Origin of the sequence: Pseudomonas sp. PSKL.D1, assembly GCF_028898945.1 — a bacterium.
In the GTDB taxonomy this organism is placed as follows: Bacteria; Pseudomonadota; Gammaproteobacteria; order Pseudomonadales; family Pseudomonadaceae; genus Aquipseudomonas.
In genome coordinates this window covers 1-17,783 of record NZ_CP118607.1, presented here as the reverse complement: position 1 = coordinate 17,783, position 17,783 = coordinate 1, and the positions used below count along the sequence as shown (strand labels likewise).

13 protein-coding genes are annotated in these 17,783 nt (G+C 58.3%); 7 read left to right on the top strand and 6 right to left on the bottom strand.

The window, feature by feature from the left end; translation table 11 throughout:
* Positions 1–9: 9 nt before the first annotated feature.
* Positions 10–894: an MBL fold metallo-hydrolase gene (locus tag PVV54_RS00065; protein ID WP_274908019.1), complete on the bottom strand. Its 885-nt coding sequence runs from the start codon at positions 892–894 to the stop codon at positions 10–12.
* A gap of 224 nt (positions 895–1,118) precedes the next feature.
* On the opposite strand from PVV54_RS00065, the gene PVV54_RS00060 reads away from it, so the two are divergent.
* Both PVV54_RS00060 and PVV54_RS00055 read left to right on the top strand, forming a co-directional pair.
* Positions 1,119–2,420 carry a sigma-54 interaction domain-containing protein gene (locus tag PVV54_RS00060; protein ID WP_274908018.1) on the top strand — a complete coding sequence of 434 codons (1,302 nt, stop codon included), beginning with the start codon at positions 1,119–1,121 and terminating at the stop codon, positions 2,418–2,420.
* Positions 2,421–2,559: 139 nt separating this feature from the next.
* On the top strand, positions 2,560–2,967 hold the full coding sequence (locus PVV54_RS00055) for an RcnB family protein (RefSeq protein WP_274908017.1): 408 nt from the start codon (positions 2,560–2,562) through the stop codon (positions 2,965–2,967).
* 118 nt (positions 2,968–3,085) lie between these two features.
* Here the strand turns inward: PVV54_RS00055 and PVV54_RS00050 are convergent, their stop codons facing one another.
* Positions 3,086–4,408, bottom strand: a complete 1,323-nt coding sequence (locus PVV54_RS00050; protein ID WP_274908016.1) for a CapA family protein — start codon at positions 4,406–4,408, stop codon at positions 3,086–3,088.
* Positions 4,409–4,642: 234 nt separating this feature from the next.
* Between PVV54_RS00050 and PVV54_RS00045 the strand changes: the two genes are divergently transcribed.
* From PVV54_RS00045 to PVV54_RS00025, 5 genes are all read left to right on the top strand, one after another.
* A complete protein-coding gene (locus PVV54_RS00045) occupies positions 4,643–6,505 on the top strand; it encodes a DUF1302 domain-containing protein (RefSeq protein ID WP_274910510.1) in 1,863 nt (620 codons plus the stop codon).
* Between the two features lie 26 nt (positions 6,506–6,531).
* Entirely contained in the window at positions 6,532–7,893 is a 1,362-nt protein-coding gene (locus PVV54_RS00040; RefSeq protein WP_274908015.1) for a DUF1329 domain-containing protein, read from the top strand.
* A 104-nt stretch (positions 7,894–7,997) separates the two neighbouring features.
* Positions 7,998–8,918: a LysR family transcriptional regulator gene (locus PVV54_RS00035; protein ID WP_274908014.1), complete on the top strand. Its 921-nt coding sequence runs from the start codon at positions 7,998–8,000 to the stop codon at positions 8,916–8,918.
* Positions 8,919–8,995: 77 nt separating this feature from the next.
* Positions 8,996–10,273, top strand: a complete 1,278-nt coding sequence (locus PVV54_RS00030; RefSeq protein WP_274908012.1) for an MFS transporter — start codon at positions 8,996–8,998, stop codon at positions 10,271–10,273.
* A 111-nt stretch (positions 10,274–10,384) separates the two neighbouring features.
* Positions 10,385–11,485, top strand: coding sequence for a M14 family metallopeptidase (locus PVV54_RS00025; RefSeq protein WP_274908011.1), 1,101 nt, complete (start codon positions 10,385–10,387; stop codon positions 11,483–11,485).
* A 71-nt stretch (positions 11,486–11,556) separates the two neighbouring features.
* Here PVV54_RS00025 and gyrB read toward each other — a convergent pair whose 3' ends face one another.
* Genes gyrB through dnaA form a run of 4 tightly spaced genes read right to left on the bottom strand, consistent with a single transcriptional unit; the run spans position 11,557 to position 17,783 of the window.
* Positions 11,557–13,977, bottom strand: a complete 2,421-nt coding sequence (gene gyrB, locus PVV54_RS00020; RefSeq protein ID WP_274908010.1) for a DNA topoisomerase (ATP-hydrolyzing) subunit B — start codon at positions 13,975–13,977, stop codon at positions 11,557–11,559.
* A gap of 4 nt (positions 13,978–13,981) precedes the next feature.
* Positions 13,982–15,085 carry a DNA replication/repair protein RecF gene (recF, locus tag PVV54_RS00015; protein ID WP_274908009.1) on the bottom strand — a complete coding sequence of 368 codons (1,104 nt, stop codon included), beginning with the start codon at positions 15,083–15,085 and terminating at the stop codon, positions 13,982–13,984.
* Between the two features lie 15 nt (positions 15,086–15,100).
* Positions 15,101–16,204, bottom strand: coding sequence for a DNA polymerase III subunit beta (dnaN, locus tag PVV54_RS00010; RefSeq protein ID WP_274908008.1), 1,104 nt, complete (start codon positions 16,202–16,204; stop codon positions 15,101–15,103).
* Between the two features lie 40 nt (positions 16,205–16,244).
* Positions 16,245–17,783, bottom strand: a complete 1,539-nt coding sequence (gene dnaA / locus PVV54_RS00005; RefSeq protein WP_274908007.1) for a chromosomal replication initiator protein DnaA — start codon at positions 17,781–17,783, stop codon at positions 16,245–16,247.

Sequence of the window (17,783 nt, the reverse complement as noted above, 5' to 3'; positions counted from 1 at the left end):
GCAGTGCGCTCAGAACTTGTTCAACGGGATCTTCAGGTAGCGCACTCCGTTCTCTTCCGGCTTGGGTAGCTGACCACTGCGCATGTTCACCTGCACCGATGGCAAAATCAGCACGGGCATGTCGAGGCTTTTGTCGCGCGCCTCACGCATGGCCACGAAGCTGTCTTCGTCGATGCCCTGATGGATGTGGATATTGTTGGCGCGCTGCTCGGCTACGGTGGTGACGTACTTCATTTCACGCCCACCTGGCAGGTAGTCGTGGCACATGAACAGCTGAGTTTGATCGGGGTAGGCCAGCAATCGTCGTATCGAGCGGTACAAGGTTCGGGCGTCAGCGCCAGGGAAGTCGCAGCGGGCAGTGCCGTAGTCGGGCATAAACAAGGTGTCGCCTACGAACACCGCTTTTTCACCTGCATCCTCCACTACGTAACTCATGCAGGCCGGCGTATGGCCGGGCGTGTGCAGGGCGCGAGCTCGCAAGTTACCGATACGGAAGCCTTCCTCATCTTCGAGCAGCACATCGAACTGGCTGCCGTCCCGCGCAAAGTCCGGCTCAGCATTGAACAGCGCGCCGAAGACTTTCTGGACCTGGGTGATTCGCGCACCAATGGCGGTATGCCCACCAACCTTGGATTTTAGGTAGGCAGCAGCAGACAAGTGATCGGCGTGAACATGTGTTTCAAGAATCCACTGCACCTTGGCGCCCAGCTCAGCTACCCGCCCGATCAATCGATCAGCCGACTCGGTGCCAGTACGGCCGGACTTGGGGTCGTAATCCAGCACGCTGTCTATCAGCACGCAGTGGCTGGTCTCACGGTCCAACACCAGGTAGCTGATAGTCGAGGTTGCCTTGTCGAAAAAGGCTTCCACTTGCAGGTTGTTGCCGATGATCATCGCGTTCTCCAGATTGTCCGCCTGTTCCGTCAAAGGCTCCAGGCAGTGAAAGGAGGTTTATCAAGATGCATGCCAGGCGTTCTCGCTCGCAACAGCGCATGAAATCGGGGCAACGGTGACAACGGCATGGCGAAATGGCAGTCCGCTTGGCAGTCGACTGACAGTCAATGGCAGTGAGTGGCAGTCCTTGTTACTCTCGGGCGCGTCTTCAATCCGGTGCTGTCATGCCTGAACCCCATACCCTAATCCTAGCCTTGGTTTCGTACCTCGAACACGATGCGCTGCCTGCCATCGTGCTGGACACCGACTACAACATCCTTGCTGCCAATGCCGCATACAGGCGGCAGTTTGGCCACAACGACCAAGCGCCGATCGGGCAAAAGTGCCATCGGGTTTCCCATCATTACGCTATGCCATGCGATCAAGCCGGGGAGCACTGCCCGATGCGCAAGGCCTGGGACAGCAAGGTGCCAGAGCGGGTGCTGCACATTCATCACACCCCCCGTGGCCCCGAACATGTGGATGTGGAGCTTCGGCCGATTCTGGACAAGCAGGGTGCGGTGGTTGCCTTTGTCGAGCGCCTGACCAGTATCACGCTGGCTTCAGCCCAGCCTCAACAACAAGGCCTGGTCGGGCGAGCACCTGCTTTCAAGTCCGCACTGGCCAGCCTGCAACGGGCGGCACCCGCGCAAATTCCGGTGTTGCTGCAGGGTGAATCAGGCACGGGCAAAGAGTTGTTTGCCCGTGCAATCCATATGGGCAGCCCGCGCGCCAATGGGCCGCTGGTGGTGGTCGACTGCACGGGGCTGACGGAGTCGTTGTTCGAAAGTGAGCTGTTCGGCTATGAGAAGGGGGCGTTTACGGGCGCCAATCAGCGCAAGATCGGTTTGGCCGAGGCGGCACATGGTGGCACGTTGTTCCTCGATGAAATTGGAGAAGTACCCTTGGCGATGCAGGTCAAGTTACTGCGGCTGATCGAGTCCGGCAGTTTCCGCCCTGTGGGCAGCCTGCGCACGGTTCACGCAGATTTCCGGCTGGTTTCAGCAACCCATAAGCCGCTGAAACAAATGGTGGCAGCAGGCACATTCCGCGAAGACCTGTATTACCGAATCAGTGGGTTTCCTATCCGTCTGCCTGCCTTGCGCGAGCGTCTGGAAGACCTTCCGTTGCTCGCCGAAAGCCTGCTCAAGCGTATGCCGGGCAAGCCGATCTCTACGCTGACCGAACAAGCGCTCGCGCACATGCGGCTGCATCCGTTCCCGGGCAACATCCGAGAATTGCGCAACATGCTTGAGAGGGCTCGGCTGTTTGCAGACGATGGGTTGATTCGGCCGGAGCATCTGCCGGAAGACGTTGCGCACCCGCCGTCTGTTTCCAAGGCATTTGGTAAGGCCCACGATCTTGGCGAGCTGGCTCAGGCACTGGAACAGTTCAAAGGCTCACGCAGTGATTTGGCGCGTCATCTGGGCTTGAGTGAACGCACACTGTATCGACGTTTGAAGGCGCTGGGGCTGGGTGCAGTGTAAAGGCTAGCGGTTACCCACCTTTACCTGACCTTTACCTCAGTGCCTGCAGCACAACGCAGAAACCGCTGTCAGATCAGTTAACCGCACCTGGCGCGATGGCCACTTGCGCCGAGCGTTAACCTGCATAGGAACAGCATTCATGAAGAAAACCCTAACCGTGCTCTGCGCCACACTGATGCTCGGCGCTCCACTGGCCAGCTTCGCGCAGCCTGGCCCTCCCGACCGATACGATGGCGGGCCTTCACACCAGGGCAACCCGCCGCATGGGCAACCCAAACAAAATGGCAGGCACGACAATGGCCGCGCACCGGCTTACCACAACCCAAACTTCCGCCCGCAACCCGGCATGCCGGTACCGCATCAACAGTGGCAGCGGGGCAGGGTGGTAGAGCCGATCTATCGGGGTGACCGGTATTGGGTGACTGACTGGCGTTCACGCCACCTGTACGCACCACCTCACGACCATCGTTGGTTGTATGTAAACGGTGACTACGTGTTGGTCGCCATCGCCAGCGGTGTGATCGTCAACATCCTCAGCGGATATTGAGGCACCTGCAAAACCAAGGTTCCACGTGGAACATGGCCAAGTTATCGCTGGCTGTGAAATATCAAAACGCCAATGTCAGCTCACTAACGGGGCTGACATTGGTAGGGTGCAAATACTTTCAGAGCACCACGCGAGCCGTGTTTGCGTTTATTTCCAGCGTGGTTTCATAGCCCGCACACAATGCCGCAAAGCGTTGCAGAATGGCTCTGGCCTGTTCACCTGCCGCCAGCCTTGGTCGACCTCGACGGTGGATGGCTTCACCAAGCCCCAGGTGCACCGGGTGCAATTCAATACCTGTCAGCGTGCGGCCGTCAAAAGTGCAGATCGGCACAATACTCTCCCACAATCGCGCGTCAGACGGGAAGCTACGCGTATCGTTACGGGTGCGTTGCAAAAACACCTTGGATGGCGTCTGCTGTCGGTCGACCCGGAATTGGTCGTAGCTATCCACCGGCAGCCGCTCTACCAATTCGTTCTGGCCGATGAAATTGCCCAGGCTGTAAAAGATTGGTTTGCCCTGGTAAATTTCCATGCCACGCAGCAAGTGCGGGCCATGGCCAACAACGATATCAACGCCCGCATCGATCAGCTTGCGCGCCACCGGCTGGATAAATTCAGCAGGCACCTCAAGGTCCCATTCGCCCTCATCGTTGTAGCCCAGTTCGTGGGCATGCAGGCTGACCATCACAATGTCCGAGGTCAACCGTGCTTCCTCGACCCAGCGCAAAATGCCATCCAAGTCTTTCTTGCGCGCGAGCGTGCGTAGCCGGGTGCTGGCGCCTTCACGGAACAACAACGGGGTAAACGGCCCGAACACCTGAAGCGAAGGGTCAGGCAGGGGATGAGCAAAGCCCAAATCCACCGCCCCTTGGTAAAGACGATCCAGACCAAGGTCAGCAATCAGCTGGCGCACTTGGGCCATCTGCTCGGTACTGACTTCATGCAGGGTGTCGTAGCCCAAAGGGTTAAGGCCCGGGCGCCCCGGCATATCACGGCTTTGGTCGCTGGCTTCCTGGCCCTTGCCGTAGGTCGAACTACAGGCCAGCAACGCAACGGTACCAGCCGGTGTGCTGCAGTACACCGGGCGGCGGGCTTCCTCGAGGTTGCGCCCGGTGCCAGCGAACAGCAGTTCACGTTTACGCAACTGTTCGTGAGCAGCGTGCAGGCCGCTGATGCCGTAGTCCAGGCTGTGATTATTGGCGGTTGAGAACAGGTCGAAACCACCCTCGACCAACTCATCGAGCACCCAGGCCGGAGCACCAAAATGTGAGCCACCGCTTTCCAGTGCCGGGTCACCGGCAAAGTCGTTGGGCAGCACCTCAAGGTTGGTAAAGCTCACATCTGCCGCGCGGATCAGGTCAAACAAGGGGCTCAGCGTTTGGTCATCCCGGCTGTGCAGGCGTCGCTGCAGGATACTGTCGCCGGTCAGGGCAATCTTCATGGTCAACCTCGGAAGGGGTGAGAAACGACCGGACTATAGGGCAAGCCTGCACGGCATCAGATTGAATACGGTTCATCCCGATAGCCGCCGGTTATCAACACCGGCCACCCTCTCATTTGGCTATGGGCATCACTTTTTTTCAGAAGCCGTCGATGTGACTCGCTGCTTACCATGCAACCGCCCCGCCGAAGGGGAGGCTTTCTCATGAACAGCAAGTTCAAGGCGCAGAGCACTATGAAAAAAATAACAACCGGCGTCGCGGGCCTTGGGCTTCGCGCACTACCGCTGGCAGTCAGCCTGGCACTCGCGGCAACCAGCGCGCAGGCCGTTACGTTCAACATTGGGGAAATCGAAGGGCGTTTCGACTCCAGCCTGTCCATCGGGGCGAGCTGGGCGATGGACAGCCCGGACCGCGCATTCATCGGCAGTCGCAATGGGGGGACCGCGTCCACCCAGACTTCCGACGACGGCCGTCTGAATTTCAAGAAGGGCGAAACCTTTTCGAAGATCTTCAAAGGCGTGCACGACCTTGAGCTCAAGTACGGCGATACCGGCGTGTTCGTACGTGGCAAGTATTGGTATGACTTCGAGCTGAAAGACGAAAGTCGCCCACTCTATGACATCGACGACAGCCACCGGGACAACGCTGCCAAAGCGTCGGGCGTCGAGTTGCTGGATGCCTTCGTCTATCACAACTACAACCTCAACGACCTGCCCGGCACCGTGCGCGCAGGCCGCCAAGTAGTCAGCTGGGGTGAAAGCACGTTTATCCAGAACGGTATCAACAGCATCAACCCGGTCGATGTCTCAGCCTTGCGCCGCCCTGGCTCGGAGGTCAAGGAAGCGCTGATTCCGGTCAACATGCTCTATTTCAACCAGGGCCTGACCGACAACCTGTCCGTCGAAGCGTTTTACCAGTTGCAGTGGGAAAAATCCGTCGCAGACAACTGCGGCACCTTTTTCAGCAGCGATGTGGCCGCCAAGGGCTGCGACATCAATATGGCAATCAACGGCAGTGACTTCGACCGGGACACTGACGGCACCGGAGTGCTCGGTGGTTACGGTTATGTGCCAAGGCTGTCGGACAAGGATCCGCGCAACAGCGGCCAGTTCGGCGTGGCCCTGCGCTGGATGGTGCCGGAGCTCAACGACACTGAGTTTGGCTTCTACGCCATGAACTATCACAGCCGCACCCCAACCAGCACCTGGTCGGTGGGCCGTGGCGCATTGGTCGACCCTGTTGGCGGGCTTGCGGGGCGGGGTGGTGTGAGTACAGCGCGGTATTACCTTGAATACCCGGAAGACATTCGCCTGTACGGCCTGAGCTTCAGCACGACTGTCGGCGCCACCGCCGTAGCGGGCGAAATCAGCTACCGGCCAAACATGCCCATGTCTCTGAACGCCAGTGATGTTTCGGCAGCCGCCACTCTCGGTTCCGCCGCCACCAACCCACTGGTCAATGCAGGCCTGCCCGTCTTCCAGACTGGTTTCGCCAGCTCCGCTTATGGCTCGCTGATCAACGGCTATGTACGCAAGCCCTTCACTCAGGCGCAGGTCACGCTGACCCGCACCATCGACCAACTGACCTTCATCGGTGCAGACCGGCTGACGCTGGTGAGCGAATTCGGCTACAGCCACATCGCCGACTTGGGTGCGACCGATGGTTCGGACCTGCGCTTTGGCCGCAGCAGCGTGTATGGCAATGGCGAATTGGCGGGGGCTGGCAGCGCTCCGCTGCTAGGTGGCATTTCCGGCAACAACCTGTGCCGCCAGGTAGCCAACTCCGCCAACCCTGACCAATGCAACAGCAAAGGCTTCTACACCGCCGACTCTTGGGGCTACCGGTTGCGGGCCACGCTGGAATACGCCGACCTGATCGGCGGCGTCGTACTTCGCCCAAGCCTGTCCTTCGCCCACGACGTAGAGGGTTTTGGCCCGACCTTCAACGAAGGGGACAAGTCGATAAGCGTTGGCCTGGATGCCGAGTACATGACCCGCTACAACCTCGCCATCAGTTACACCGATTACTTCGGCGGTGACTTCAACACCAATACCGACCGCGACTTCCTCGCCGTCAGCATGGGCGTGAGTTTCTAACGTCCCTTTGTTTCTGGAGGTAGACCATGATTCGCAAAGCCTTGATTCGCAACAGCTGCCTGGCCCTGAGCCTGTTGGCCAGCCAGGTGATGGCGGCGGTATCCGAGCAGGAAGCCGCGCGCTTGGGCAGTGACCTGACCCCCATCGGCGCCGAGAAAGCCGGCAACGCCGACGGCAGCATCCCGGCATGGACCGGAGGCCTTCCGGCCAGCACCGGTGCAGTGGACGCTGGCGGTTTTATCCCCAACCCCTACGCTGGCGAAAAACCACTGTTCGTCATCACCGCGCAGAACGCCGCACAGTACAAGGCACGCCTGACACCCGGTCAGCTGGCAATGTTCGAGCGCTTCCCGGACACCTATCGCATACCGGTGTACACCACGCATCGCAGCGTCACACTGCCGCCAAAAGTGTTTGCCGCCGTGAAGGAAAACGCCACACGCACCACGCTCGCAGAAGGCGGTAACGGCCTGCAGAATTTCAAAATGTCGATTCCGTTCCCGATCCCCCAAAACGGGCTGGAAGTGATCTGGAACCACATCACCCGTTATCGGGGCGATTCGATCCTGCGCAACACCGCGCAGATGAACCCGCAAGAAAACGGCACTTATACCGTCAGCATGATGAAGGAACAGTTTGCCTTCCCGTTCGGGCTGAAGGATTACGACCCGCAGAAAATGGCCAACATCCTGTTCTACTTCCGCCAGGAAATCCTCTCGCCACCCCGGCGGGCGGGCAGCGTGATGCTGGTACTGGAAACCCTCGACCAGGTCGCCGAGCCGCGCATGGCGTGGATGTATAACGCCGGCCAGCGCAGGGTGCGTCGCGCGCCTCAGGTTGGCTATGACAGCCCAGGTGCTGAGGGCATGCGTACTTACGACGACTTCGACATGTTCAACGGTGCGCCAGATCGCTATGACTGGAAGCTGGTGGGCAAGAAGGAGGTCTACATCCCCTACAACAGCTATGCCCTGGACTCGCCGAAGCTCAAGTACGACGACATCATTCGCCCCGGCCATCTCAACCCCGACCATACCCGTTATGAACTGCACCGGGTCTGGCATGTGGTCGCCACGCTGAAGCCAGGCCAGCGCCATATCTACAGCAAGCGCGACCTGTACATCGACGAGGACAGCTGGCAGGTTGCCGAAGCCGATGCCTACGACGGACGCGGCAACTTGTGGCGGGTTTCTGAAGGGCATGCACGGTTCTTTTATGACCAGCAGTTCCCTTGGTTGACGGCCGAGACGCACTACGACGTAACGAACGGCCGCTACACCGTTTCGGGCCTGCGTAACGAAGAGCAGAAGGGCAGCTACGACTTCTCGCTGAACGCGTCGAGCAAAGAGTTCACCCCGAACGCCTTGCGTGCTACCGGCATTCGCTAACAACCCGCTACGCCCACGGGCTCGCAAGGCACCCGTGGGCGCGGACTCGTCGGTCACTGCGTTTTATGCTCTAGTTCGCTTCCCCCAGCTTCAGGTGTGTGCCCATGAAATTGCATCAACTGCGCGCAATCGTTGCGATCTGCGAAAGTGGCAGTATCCAGGAGGCATCACGGTTACTGCATATCTCTCAGCCGGCGCTTTCCAAGAGCATCAAGGAACTGGAGTCGGAACTGGGCGTGCCCCTGCTGGTGCGATCCAATCGTGGCATCACCGCCACCCTCTACGGTGAACACCTGGTCCGCCGCGCACGCCTGGTCGTCGAGGAAGTGCGCCGAGCGCGGGACGAGATCGAGACGCTTAAGGGCACCATGGACGGCAAGGTGACCATCGGCGTTTCACCCGTAACACCTAGCCAACAGTTTGTCAGCTGCATCCAGAGCTATCGCAAGCGTTACCCGAAAGTGCAACTGCAGATCCACGAACTGCGCCCGGCCAAGCTGCTGGAAGGTTTGCGTGAGGGTCAGCTGGACTTGGCATTGACATCACACCCGCCTGTGCGCAGCGTCGAAGGCTTCGAATGGCATGAGCTGTACGCCCAACCGACCACCCTGGCCGTGCGCAAAGGCCACCCGCTGTCGAAGGTCCGCTCCTTAAGCGAGTTGCTCGACCAGGAATGGCTACTGCCCGATGCGCTGGATACCTCACTGGCCGGTCGCATGTTTGAAGAGTACGGCGTCAAGCCGCCAGAGCGAACGATTGTCTGCGCATCAGTGGTGCTGTATGCCGAGCTCGCGGCCACCACCGATGCCGTGAGTATCTGGTCACGTCGAGTGTTCGACTTGCCCGTAGTGTCTGGCAACCTCGACATGCTGCCGATTGCAGAGCGCGTGCCTGGCACCGATATCTCCCTGGTTTGCCGGCCTGCGGAACTGATGACCCGTGAAACACAGATGCTCGTCGACGACATCGTCTATGCCTTCAAAAACCCGCAAGTGTTGCGTTCACCGCTCCATAACCAACCCTGATAAGCATGCCGATAGATCATTATTCAGCGATCCGCGGCTGCGGCATCCTGCCTGCATGAAACCTGGAGTAGCCCTGTATGCCGTTCTCCCGTCGTAATCTCGTGCTGGTGATGCTGATGGCAGTGATGATCATCAGCGTGCTGGACAAAAGTATCTTTGCCTTCGCCGGCGCCCAGATCATTGATGAGTTAAAGCTTACGCCTGCTGAATTCGGCTTCGTCGGCAGCGCGTTCTTTTTTCTCTATTCAATCTCCGGTGTGGCGGTGGGCTTCCTTGCCAACCGCTTTCCCAGCCGCTGGATCCTGGTGGGCATGTCGCTGGTGTGGATGGTTTCGCAGCTGCTTGTAAGCATCAGCAGCAGTTTCGCCGCGTTGGTTCTCAGCCGCTTGATGCTGGGTGCCGGTACCGGCCCAGGCACGGCCGTTACTCAACACGCCTGCTTCAAATGGTTCGGCCCCACCGAACGGGTAATGCCGGCATCGCTGATTCAGGTTTCAATCATGCTCGGCGCTGTACTTGCCGCGGTCAGCCTGCCGTTTCTGATTGCCCAGGTCGGCTGGCGCATGGCCTACCTGGCGCTGGCGCTGATCGGGCTGGCGTGGATGCTGCTGTGGTTGGTCTTCGGGCGCGAAGGAACCCAGGTGGATGAGGTGAGCAACAACGCCGGGCAACCCTTGCCGGGCTACCGCCGGTTGCTGCTCAACCGCACCTTCCTCGGTATTACTTTGGTTGGCTTCATGGGCTTTTTGCCCAACGCGCTGGTTTACAGCTGGGTGCCTGTTTATCTGCAAAAAGGGCTGAGCATGACCGCGATGCAATCGGGGTACGTGGTCATGGGCGTTACCCTGGCGGTCATCCTCTGTAACCTGGGCGTCTCGGCACTCTCCCAGAGGGCACTCAAGCGAGGCACCAAACCGCAATCGGCAATGGTGGTATTGCCGCTGGCCTGCTGCCTGATTGCCGGCCTGGCTTTCCTGCTGATCACGCAGGCCCACGGGCACATGATGGCAACGCTTGCGCTTTACGCGATTGGCGCGGTGCTGATCAATGTGTTGCCTACGTTTGCAAATACCATCGTCGCCTTTATTGCACCCAGCGAGCGCCGAGGTTCAATGCTGTCGATTCATATTGGTGGGGTGACCAGCGCCGGCATGCTTGCGCCTTGGCTGGTGGGGCAAATGGTGGCATTGCGCGGTGGTGATATCGCGCATGGCTTTGAGTCTGCGCTGGCGCTGATCGGCGCACTCATCATCGTCTGCACGTTAAGTGCTTTCTGGCTCGTGCGGCCAGAGCGCACCCGTGACCACCTGCAAACCCACGAATCTTCACTGCAACACGCGCTGCATACCAGCTGATTGCCTGGCCGCGGTCTCGCGGCCTTTTCCCCCTTTTCAATTTTCCTGAACTCAGGCCGGCATGCGGCTGCGCGCTGGCCGGGTCAACTCATAAAAAAACCCGGAGCTGCAATGAACTCTGCTGCCTGCTTTTCACAGACGTACGCGCAAGCGCGACACAAGTTCCTGAAAGCCTGCGCCGATCTCGGTTTGCCAGTCGAGTCTCACGTGCACCCATTGCGGGGTGCCGAAAATGAAGAGCTGGCCATCGATGTGGCGCGCAGTGGCTCACTCGACGCCGAGCACGTGGTGTTGATCAGCAGTGGATGCCATGGCGTTGAGGGCTTTTGCGGGTCAGCCGTTCAGATAGCGTTGTTGCGAGATGAAGAGTTCCAGCGCCAGGCCAAAGACGCCGGATGTGCGGTGGTGTACCTGCATGCGGCCAACCCTTACGGGTTTTCCTGGCTTCGCCGCTGGACTCACGAGAACGTCGACCTGAACCGCAACTTTCGTGACTTCAGCCAGGCCCGGGCGCACAACCCTGACTATTCAGCGCTGCACTCTGTGATGATTCCAAGACGCTGGCCGGGGACGTTGGCTAATCGGCTGCACCTGCTTTCACAACTGGTGAGATTTGGGCGCAAGCGATTGCAGAAAGCAGTATCCAGCGGGCAGCACAGTCATCCCGACGGCTTGTTCTACACCGGCACATCACCAACGTGGAGCAACGATGCGATACGCACAGTCGTCCGCCAACATGCCAGCCAATGCCAGCATCTGGTCTGGCTCGATATCCACACAGGGCTCGGGCCGAAGGGTTACGGTGAACGCATCTACTCCGGGCCGGCCGACTCCCCCATGCTTGAACGCGCAAGGCGTTGGTGGGGGGAGGGTGTTCGTTCGTCACAAGAGGGGCAGTCCGTATCGGTGCCGCTCAGCGGGCTGATGGTGTACGGCGCGGCGGGTGAATGCACGCCTGCAGATTTCACGGCGCTGACGCTGGAGTTCGGGACCTTGCCAGGTTCACAGGTACTGGATGCGCTGCGAGCCGAGCAATGGTTGCACAACAACCCTCGTATCGGTGAGCCCAGGCGCCAGCAAATCAAACAGCAATTACGTGATGCGTTCTACATCGACGAACCACAGTGGAAGGACGACGTATTGCGCCAGGCGCGTGAGGTTGCCCAGCAGGCAATCAACGGATTGAACCAAGGGCCCATCAAGGTGCATTGATCTTGAATGGCAGAGGCTCCACAAAAAACAAAGCCCGCGAAAGCGGGCTTTGTTTTTGAGGCTGTACCTGATCAGAAGTCCAGGTTCGATACCGACAGCGCATTGCTCTCGATGAAGTCACGGCGTGGCTCCACCGCATCCCCCATCAGGGTGTTGAAGATCTGGTCAGCAGCAATTGCGTCCTCGATCGTCACTTTGAGCATGCGACGCACGGTTGGGTCCATGGTGGTTTCCCACAGCTGGTCCGGGTTCATTTCACCCAGCCCTTTGTATCGCTGAATGGTGTGGCGCTTGGTGGTCTCGTTCATCAGCCAGTCCAGCGCTTCCTTGAACTCATTGATCGCCTTGCGACGTTCACCACGCTGCACGTACGCGCCTTCACCCAGCAGTGTAGAGAGCTTGGTGCCCAGGTTAACCACCGAACGGTAGTCATTACTGCCGAAGAAATCACGGTTGAAGGTGACGTAGCTGGCCAGGCCGTGGGAGGTTACTTCCACTTCTGGCAGCCAGACATTGCGCTCTTTGTCTTCGCGCAGGCTGGCTTGATAAACCAGGCCCGACTTCTGGGCATTGCTCAAGCGCGCCTGGAACTTGACCAGCCAAGCCTGCATGGCAGCGTGATCGGCCAACTGCTCCAAGGTGACTTCCGGCAGGTAGATGAAGTGCTCGGTGATGTCTTCCGGGTAGAGGCGAGACAGGCGCTTGAGCGTCTTGATGACTGCACGGAATTCATTCACCAAAGCTTCCAGCTGTACGCCGGAAACGGCTGGCGCCGATTCGTCCAGGTGCAGGCTGGCGTCTTCAAGGGCGGACTGGGTCATGTATTCTTCCATGGCCTCGTCGTCCTTGATGTACTGCTCCTGCTTGCCCTTCTTCACTTTATACAGCGGTGGCTGGGCAATGTAGATGTAGCCGCGCTCGACCAGCTCCGGCAACTGACGGAAGAAGAAGGTCAGCAACAGCGTACGGATGTGCGAACCGTCAACGTCAGCATCGGTCATGATGATGATGTTGTGATAACGCAGCTTGTCGATGTTGTACTCTTCACGGCCGATACCACAGCCCAATGCAGTGATCAGCGTGCCGACTTCCTGGGACGAGATCATCTTGTCGAAACGTGCTTTCTCGACGTTGAGGATCTTGCCCTTGAGCGGCAGGATTGCCTGGGTGCGACGGTTGCGACCTTGCTTGGCGGAGCCACCCGCAGAGTCACCCTCCACCAGGTACAGTTCGGACAAGGCAGGGTCTTTTTCCTGGCAGTCCGCGAGCTTGCCTGGCAGGCCGGCGATATCCAGTGCGCCTTTACGGCGGGTCATTTCACGCGCCTTGCGCGCTGCTTCACGGGCGCGAGCGGCGTCGATCATCTTGCCGACAACGGCCTTGGCTTCGTTCGGGTTCTCGAGAAGGAAGTCGGCGAAGTACTTGTTCATCTCTTGTTCCACGGCGGTTTTCACCTCCGAGGAAACCAGTTTGTCCTTGGTCTGGGAGCTGAACTTAGGGTCCGGCACCTTAACGGAAATGATCGCGGTCAAGCCTTCACGCGCATCATCACCAGTAGTTGCGACCTTGTTCTTCTTGGCCAAGCCTTCCTGTTCGATGTAGCTGTTCAGGCTGCGGGTCAGGGAGGAGCGGAAGCCCACCAAGTGAGTACCGCCGTCACGCTGCGGAATGTTGTTGGTGAAGCAAAGCAGGTTCTCGTTGAAGCTGTCGTTCCACTGCAGCGCGACTTCAACACCCACACCGTCATCACGCTGGACGTTGAAGTGGAATACTTGCGAGTTGACCGGCGTCTTGTTGGTGTTCAGGTACTCCACGAAAGCTCGCAGACCACCTTCGTACTTGAAGAACTCTTCTTTGCCAGAGCGCTCATCCTTCAACAGGATACCGACACCGGAGTTAAGGAAAGACAGTTCACGAATCCGCTTGGCCAGGATGTCCCAGCTGAAGTGGATATTCTTGAAGGTTTCAGCCGAAGGCTTGAAGTGAATGTGAGTACCGGTGGTTTCACTGTCGCCCACCACAGCCATAGGCTCTTGTGGAACGCCATGAACGTAAGTCTGCTCCCAGATCTTGCCGCTGCGGCGAACCGTCAGCACCAGTTTTTCGGACAGCGCGTTCACCACCGAAACACCTACACCGTGAAGGCCGCCGGAAACTTTGTAGGAGTTATCGTCAAACTTACCACCGGCGTGCAGTACGGTCATGATGACCTCAGCTGCGGAAACGCCTTCTTCCTTATGCACATCGACCGGAATGCCGCGACCGTTATCGCGCACACTGATGGATTCGTCCGGATGAATAATTACGGTAATGTCGTCGCAGTGGCCAGCAAGGGCTTCGTCGATCGAGTTGTCGACCACTTCGAAAACCATATGGTGCAGGCCGCTACCATCATCGGTGTCGCCAATGTACATGCCGGGACGCTTGCGCACGGCATCCAAACCTTTCAGCACCTTGATGCTGGAGGAGTCGTACGTTTGATTTTCGCTCATGCCTTCACTCCCGATGGTCGTGGGTCTGGGTGATACGGCCTTGTTCCACGTGGAACAAAGCAACTGGCGTTTCCGTCTGCCAGCCTTCCCTCAGTAATTCGTGATCTACACAGGTGATAAACACCTGGCAGCGTAATTCTTCTAGCAAGCGGCACAGCGCGCGACGATGCTGGTCGTCCAACTCGGACGGCAAGTCATCCACCAGATAAATACAGTGACCGCGGCGAGCCTGGCTGACGAGGTGGCCTTGGGCTATGCGTAGTGCGCACACCACCAGCTTTTGCTGACCACGCGACAGAATGTCTGCTGCATTATTGGCAGCAAGACGAAGGCGTAAATCAGCACGCTGAGGACCGGCTTGGGTATGGCCCATCTGCTGATCGCGAAGGACGGAGGAGGCGAGGACTTCTTGCAGTTCCCGATCCTTGTCCCAGCCTCGGTAGTAGCTCAGGGTCAACCCGTCCAACTCGACCAGTTCGCTCAGGGTACGCTCGAAGACGGGCTTCAAGGCCGTGATGTAATTGCGACGGTATTCATCTATTTCCGCGCTGGCCAGGCATAATTCCCGGTCCCAGGCGGCTTGCGAAGCGGGGTCAAGTGTACCACGCCGCAACCATGAGTTCCGCTGTCGCAGCGCCTTCTGCAGCCGTTGCCAGGCAGGCATGAACCGAGGTTCCACGTGGAACACGCCCCAATCCAGAAACTGCCGGCGGATTTTGGGCGCGCCTTCCAGGAGCCTAAAACTATCCGGGTTGATCAACTGCAGTGGAAGCAATTCGGCCAGTTGCGCAGCGCTTCTGGCGTTCTGCCCGTCAATGCGGATGGTAAATTCTCCCTGTCGCTCGCGCGATACGCCCAAGGCACTTGTACCGCCCTCTGCTAGCTGCACTTCACCAAAAACAGTGCAGGCGGGCTGTTCGTATTGAATTACCGGATTAAGGCGGGTACTTCGAAACGATCTGGCTAAGCCAAGCAGATGCACGGCTTCCAACACACTGGTTTTACCACTGCCGTTGGCGCCGTAGAGAATGTTGATGCGGGGGGAGGGTGAGAGGGTCACCGGGTGCAAATTACGCACCGCGGTGACCATGATCCGTCGAAGGGACATTTGGCCTGCTACGGATTACAGACGCATCGGCATGACAACGTAGGAAGAATCGTCATTGCCCGCTTCCTGCAGCAGCGCGCTGCTGTTGGAGTCAGACAGAATCAGACGAACTTGCTCAGTGGTCATGACGCCCAACACGTCCAGCAGATAGCTCACGTTAAAACCGATCTCCAGCGAACTACCTTCGTAATCCACGCTGATCTCTTCTTCGGCTTCTTCCTGCTCAGGGTTGTTGGCCTGGATTTTCAGCTGACCAGCAGCCAGTTGCAGGCGAATACCACGGTACTTCTCGTTGGAGAGAATCGCAGTCCGGCTGAAGGCTTCACGCAGCGCTTGGCGGTCGCCGACTACAAGCTTGTCACCGCCTTTGGGCAGAACGCGTTCGTAATCAGGGAATTTTCCGTCGACCAGTTTAGAGGTGAAAGTGAACTCACCTGTGGTGGCGCGGATGTGGTGCTGCCCAAGAACAATACTGACCATGCCTTCTGGATCAGTGAGCAGACGTGCAAGCTCAAGAATACCTTTGCGTGGCACGATAACCTGGTGGCGGTCAGCCTGCCCGATTGCAGCATGCATCGAACACAGGGCCAGGCGATGGCCGTCGGTAGAAACAGCGCGAAGTGTGTCGGTAGAAACTTCAAGCAGCATACCGTTCAGGTAGTAGCGCACGTCCTGCTGGGCCATCGCAAAACTGGTGCGTTCGATCAAACGACGCAGCTTGCTTTGCTCCAGGTTGCAGGTCAGCGAGCCTGGGCCTTCTTCCACAGTAGGGAAATCATTGGCAGGCAACGTGGACAAGGTGAAACGGCTTCGGCCGGCCTTGACCAACAGTTTTTGCTCATCGACCTTGATATCAATGAGAACGTCGTTTGGCAGGCTTTTGCAGATGTCCATCAGCTTACGCGCCGGGACAGTGATCTCGCCGGGTTCGGCTGGTTCTTCCAGTTGCACACGGCCAACCAGTTCGACCTCAAGGTCGGTGCCGGTCAACGACAACTGCTGCCCTTGCACGACCAGCAATACGTTGGACAGCACCGGCAAGGTCTGACGGCGCTCGACGACACCGGCGACCAGTTGCAGTGGTTTCAACAGGGCTTCGCGTTGAATGGTGAAATGCATGGTCTAGTCCCTTGCCTTCAATTAGCTGCGCAGACAACCATCAGGTCGTCAGCGTCCGCAGCAGGTTCTTGTAGTCCTCGCGGATGTCCGCGTCGGATTCCTTCAATTCATTGATCTTGCGACAGGCGTGCAGCACGGTAGTGTGGTCACGGCCACCAAACATGTCGCCGATTTCCGGCAAGCTGTGGTTGGTCAGTTCCTTGGACAACGCCATGGCTACCTGACGCGGACGCGCTACAGAACGCGACCGACGCTTGGACAACAGATCAGAGATCTTGATCTTGTAGTATTCGGCGACAGTACGCTGAATGTTATCCACACTCACCAGCTTGTCTTGCAGCGCCAGCAGATCCTTGAGCGACTCACGAATCAGCTCAATGGTGATGTCACGGCCCATGAAGTGCGAATGAGCAATCACACGCTTCAATGCACCTTCCAGTTCACGCACGTTGGAGCGAATGCGCTGGGCGATGAAGAACGCGGCATCATGCGGCAGTTCCACTTTGGCCTGGTCGGCCTTCTTCATCAGGATCGCGACCCTGGTTTCCAGTTCCGGCGGCTCGACGGCCACCGTCAGGCCCCAGCCAAAACGTGACTTCAGGCGCTCTTCCAGGCCCTCGATTTCCTTGGGGTAGCGGTCACTGGTGAGAATGACTTGCTGGCCACCTTCGAGCAACGCGTTGAAGGTGTGGAAAAACTCTTCCTGCGAACGTTCCTTGCGCGCGAAAAACTGAATGTCATCGATCAACAAGGCATCGACCGAACGGTAGAAACGCTTGAACTCGTTGATGGCGTTCAGTTGCAACGCCTTGACCATGTCGGCCACGAATCGCTCCGAATGCAGGTACACCACCTTGGCATTCGGGTTTTTCTTCAGTAAGTGGTTACCCACAGCATGCATCAAGTGGGTCTTACCCAAGCCAACACCACCATAGAGGAATAGCGGGTTGTAACCATGCTTGGGGTTGTCGGCAACCTGCCAGGCAGCCGCGCGAGCCAATTGGTTCGACTTACCTTCGACAAAGGTTTCGAAGGTAAAGGTCCGGTTAAGGTAGCTGGTGTGCTTGAGAGCACCTTCAACCTGGACAGTGCGTTGTTCGGTCCGGCCGGTTGATGCAGGTGTCGAGGCGCTGTCTGCCATCGCGTCGAAACTGTCACGCGAGGCTGCTTCAGCCGCGTCATGAACCAGTACAGGCTCGGCCACTGTGGATATCACCGGTTCTGCAATCGCAAGAGCGGGAGCAGCAACAGGCTGAGCCTGGCTGCTCTGAGCAAGAGATGCAGCCACAGCAGCGCTTACCGGTGCATTAGGCGCGGCGCGAGGGGCCGAACTACGACGGCTGCCTATTAATAAGGAAAGGGCGGGCGCAATGCCGTTGCCATGTTCACCCAACAGTTCGAGCAGGCGACCGAGGTACTTTTCATTCACCCAATCGAGTACGAAGCGATTGGGTGCGTATACACGCAACTCGTCGCCTTCGGCTTCGACCTGTAGCGGACGGATCCAGGTGTTGAATTGCTGGGCAGGCAGTTCATCGCGCAGAAGCTCCACGCACTGCTGCCAAAGTTCCACTGACAC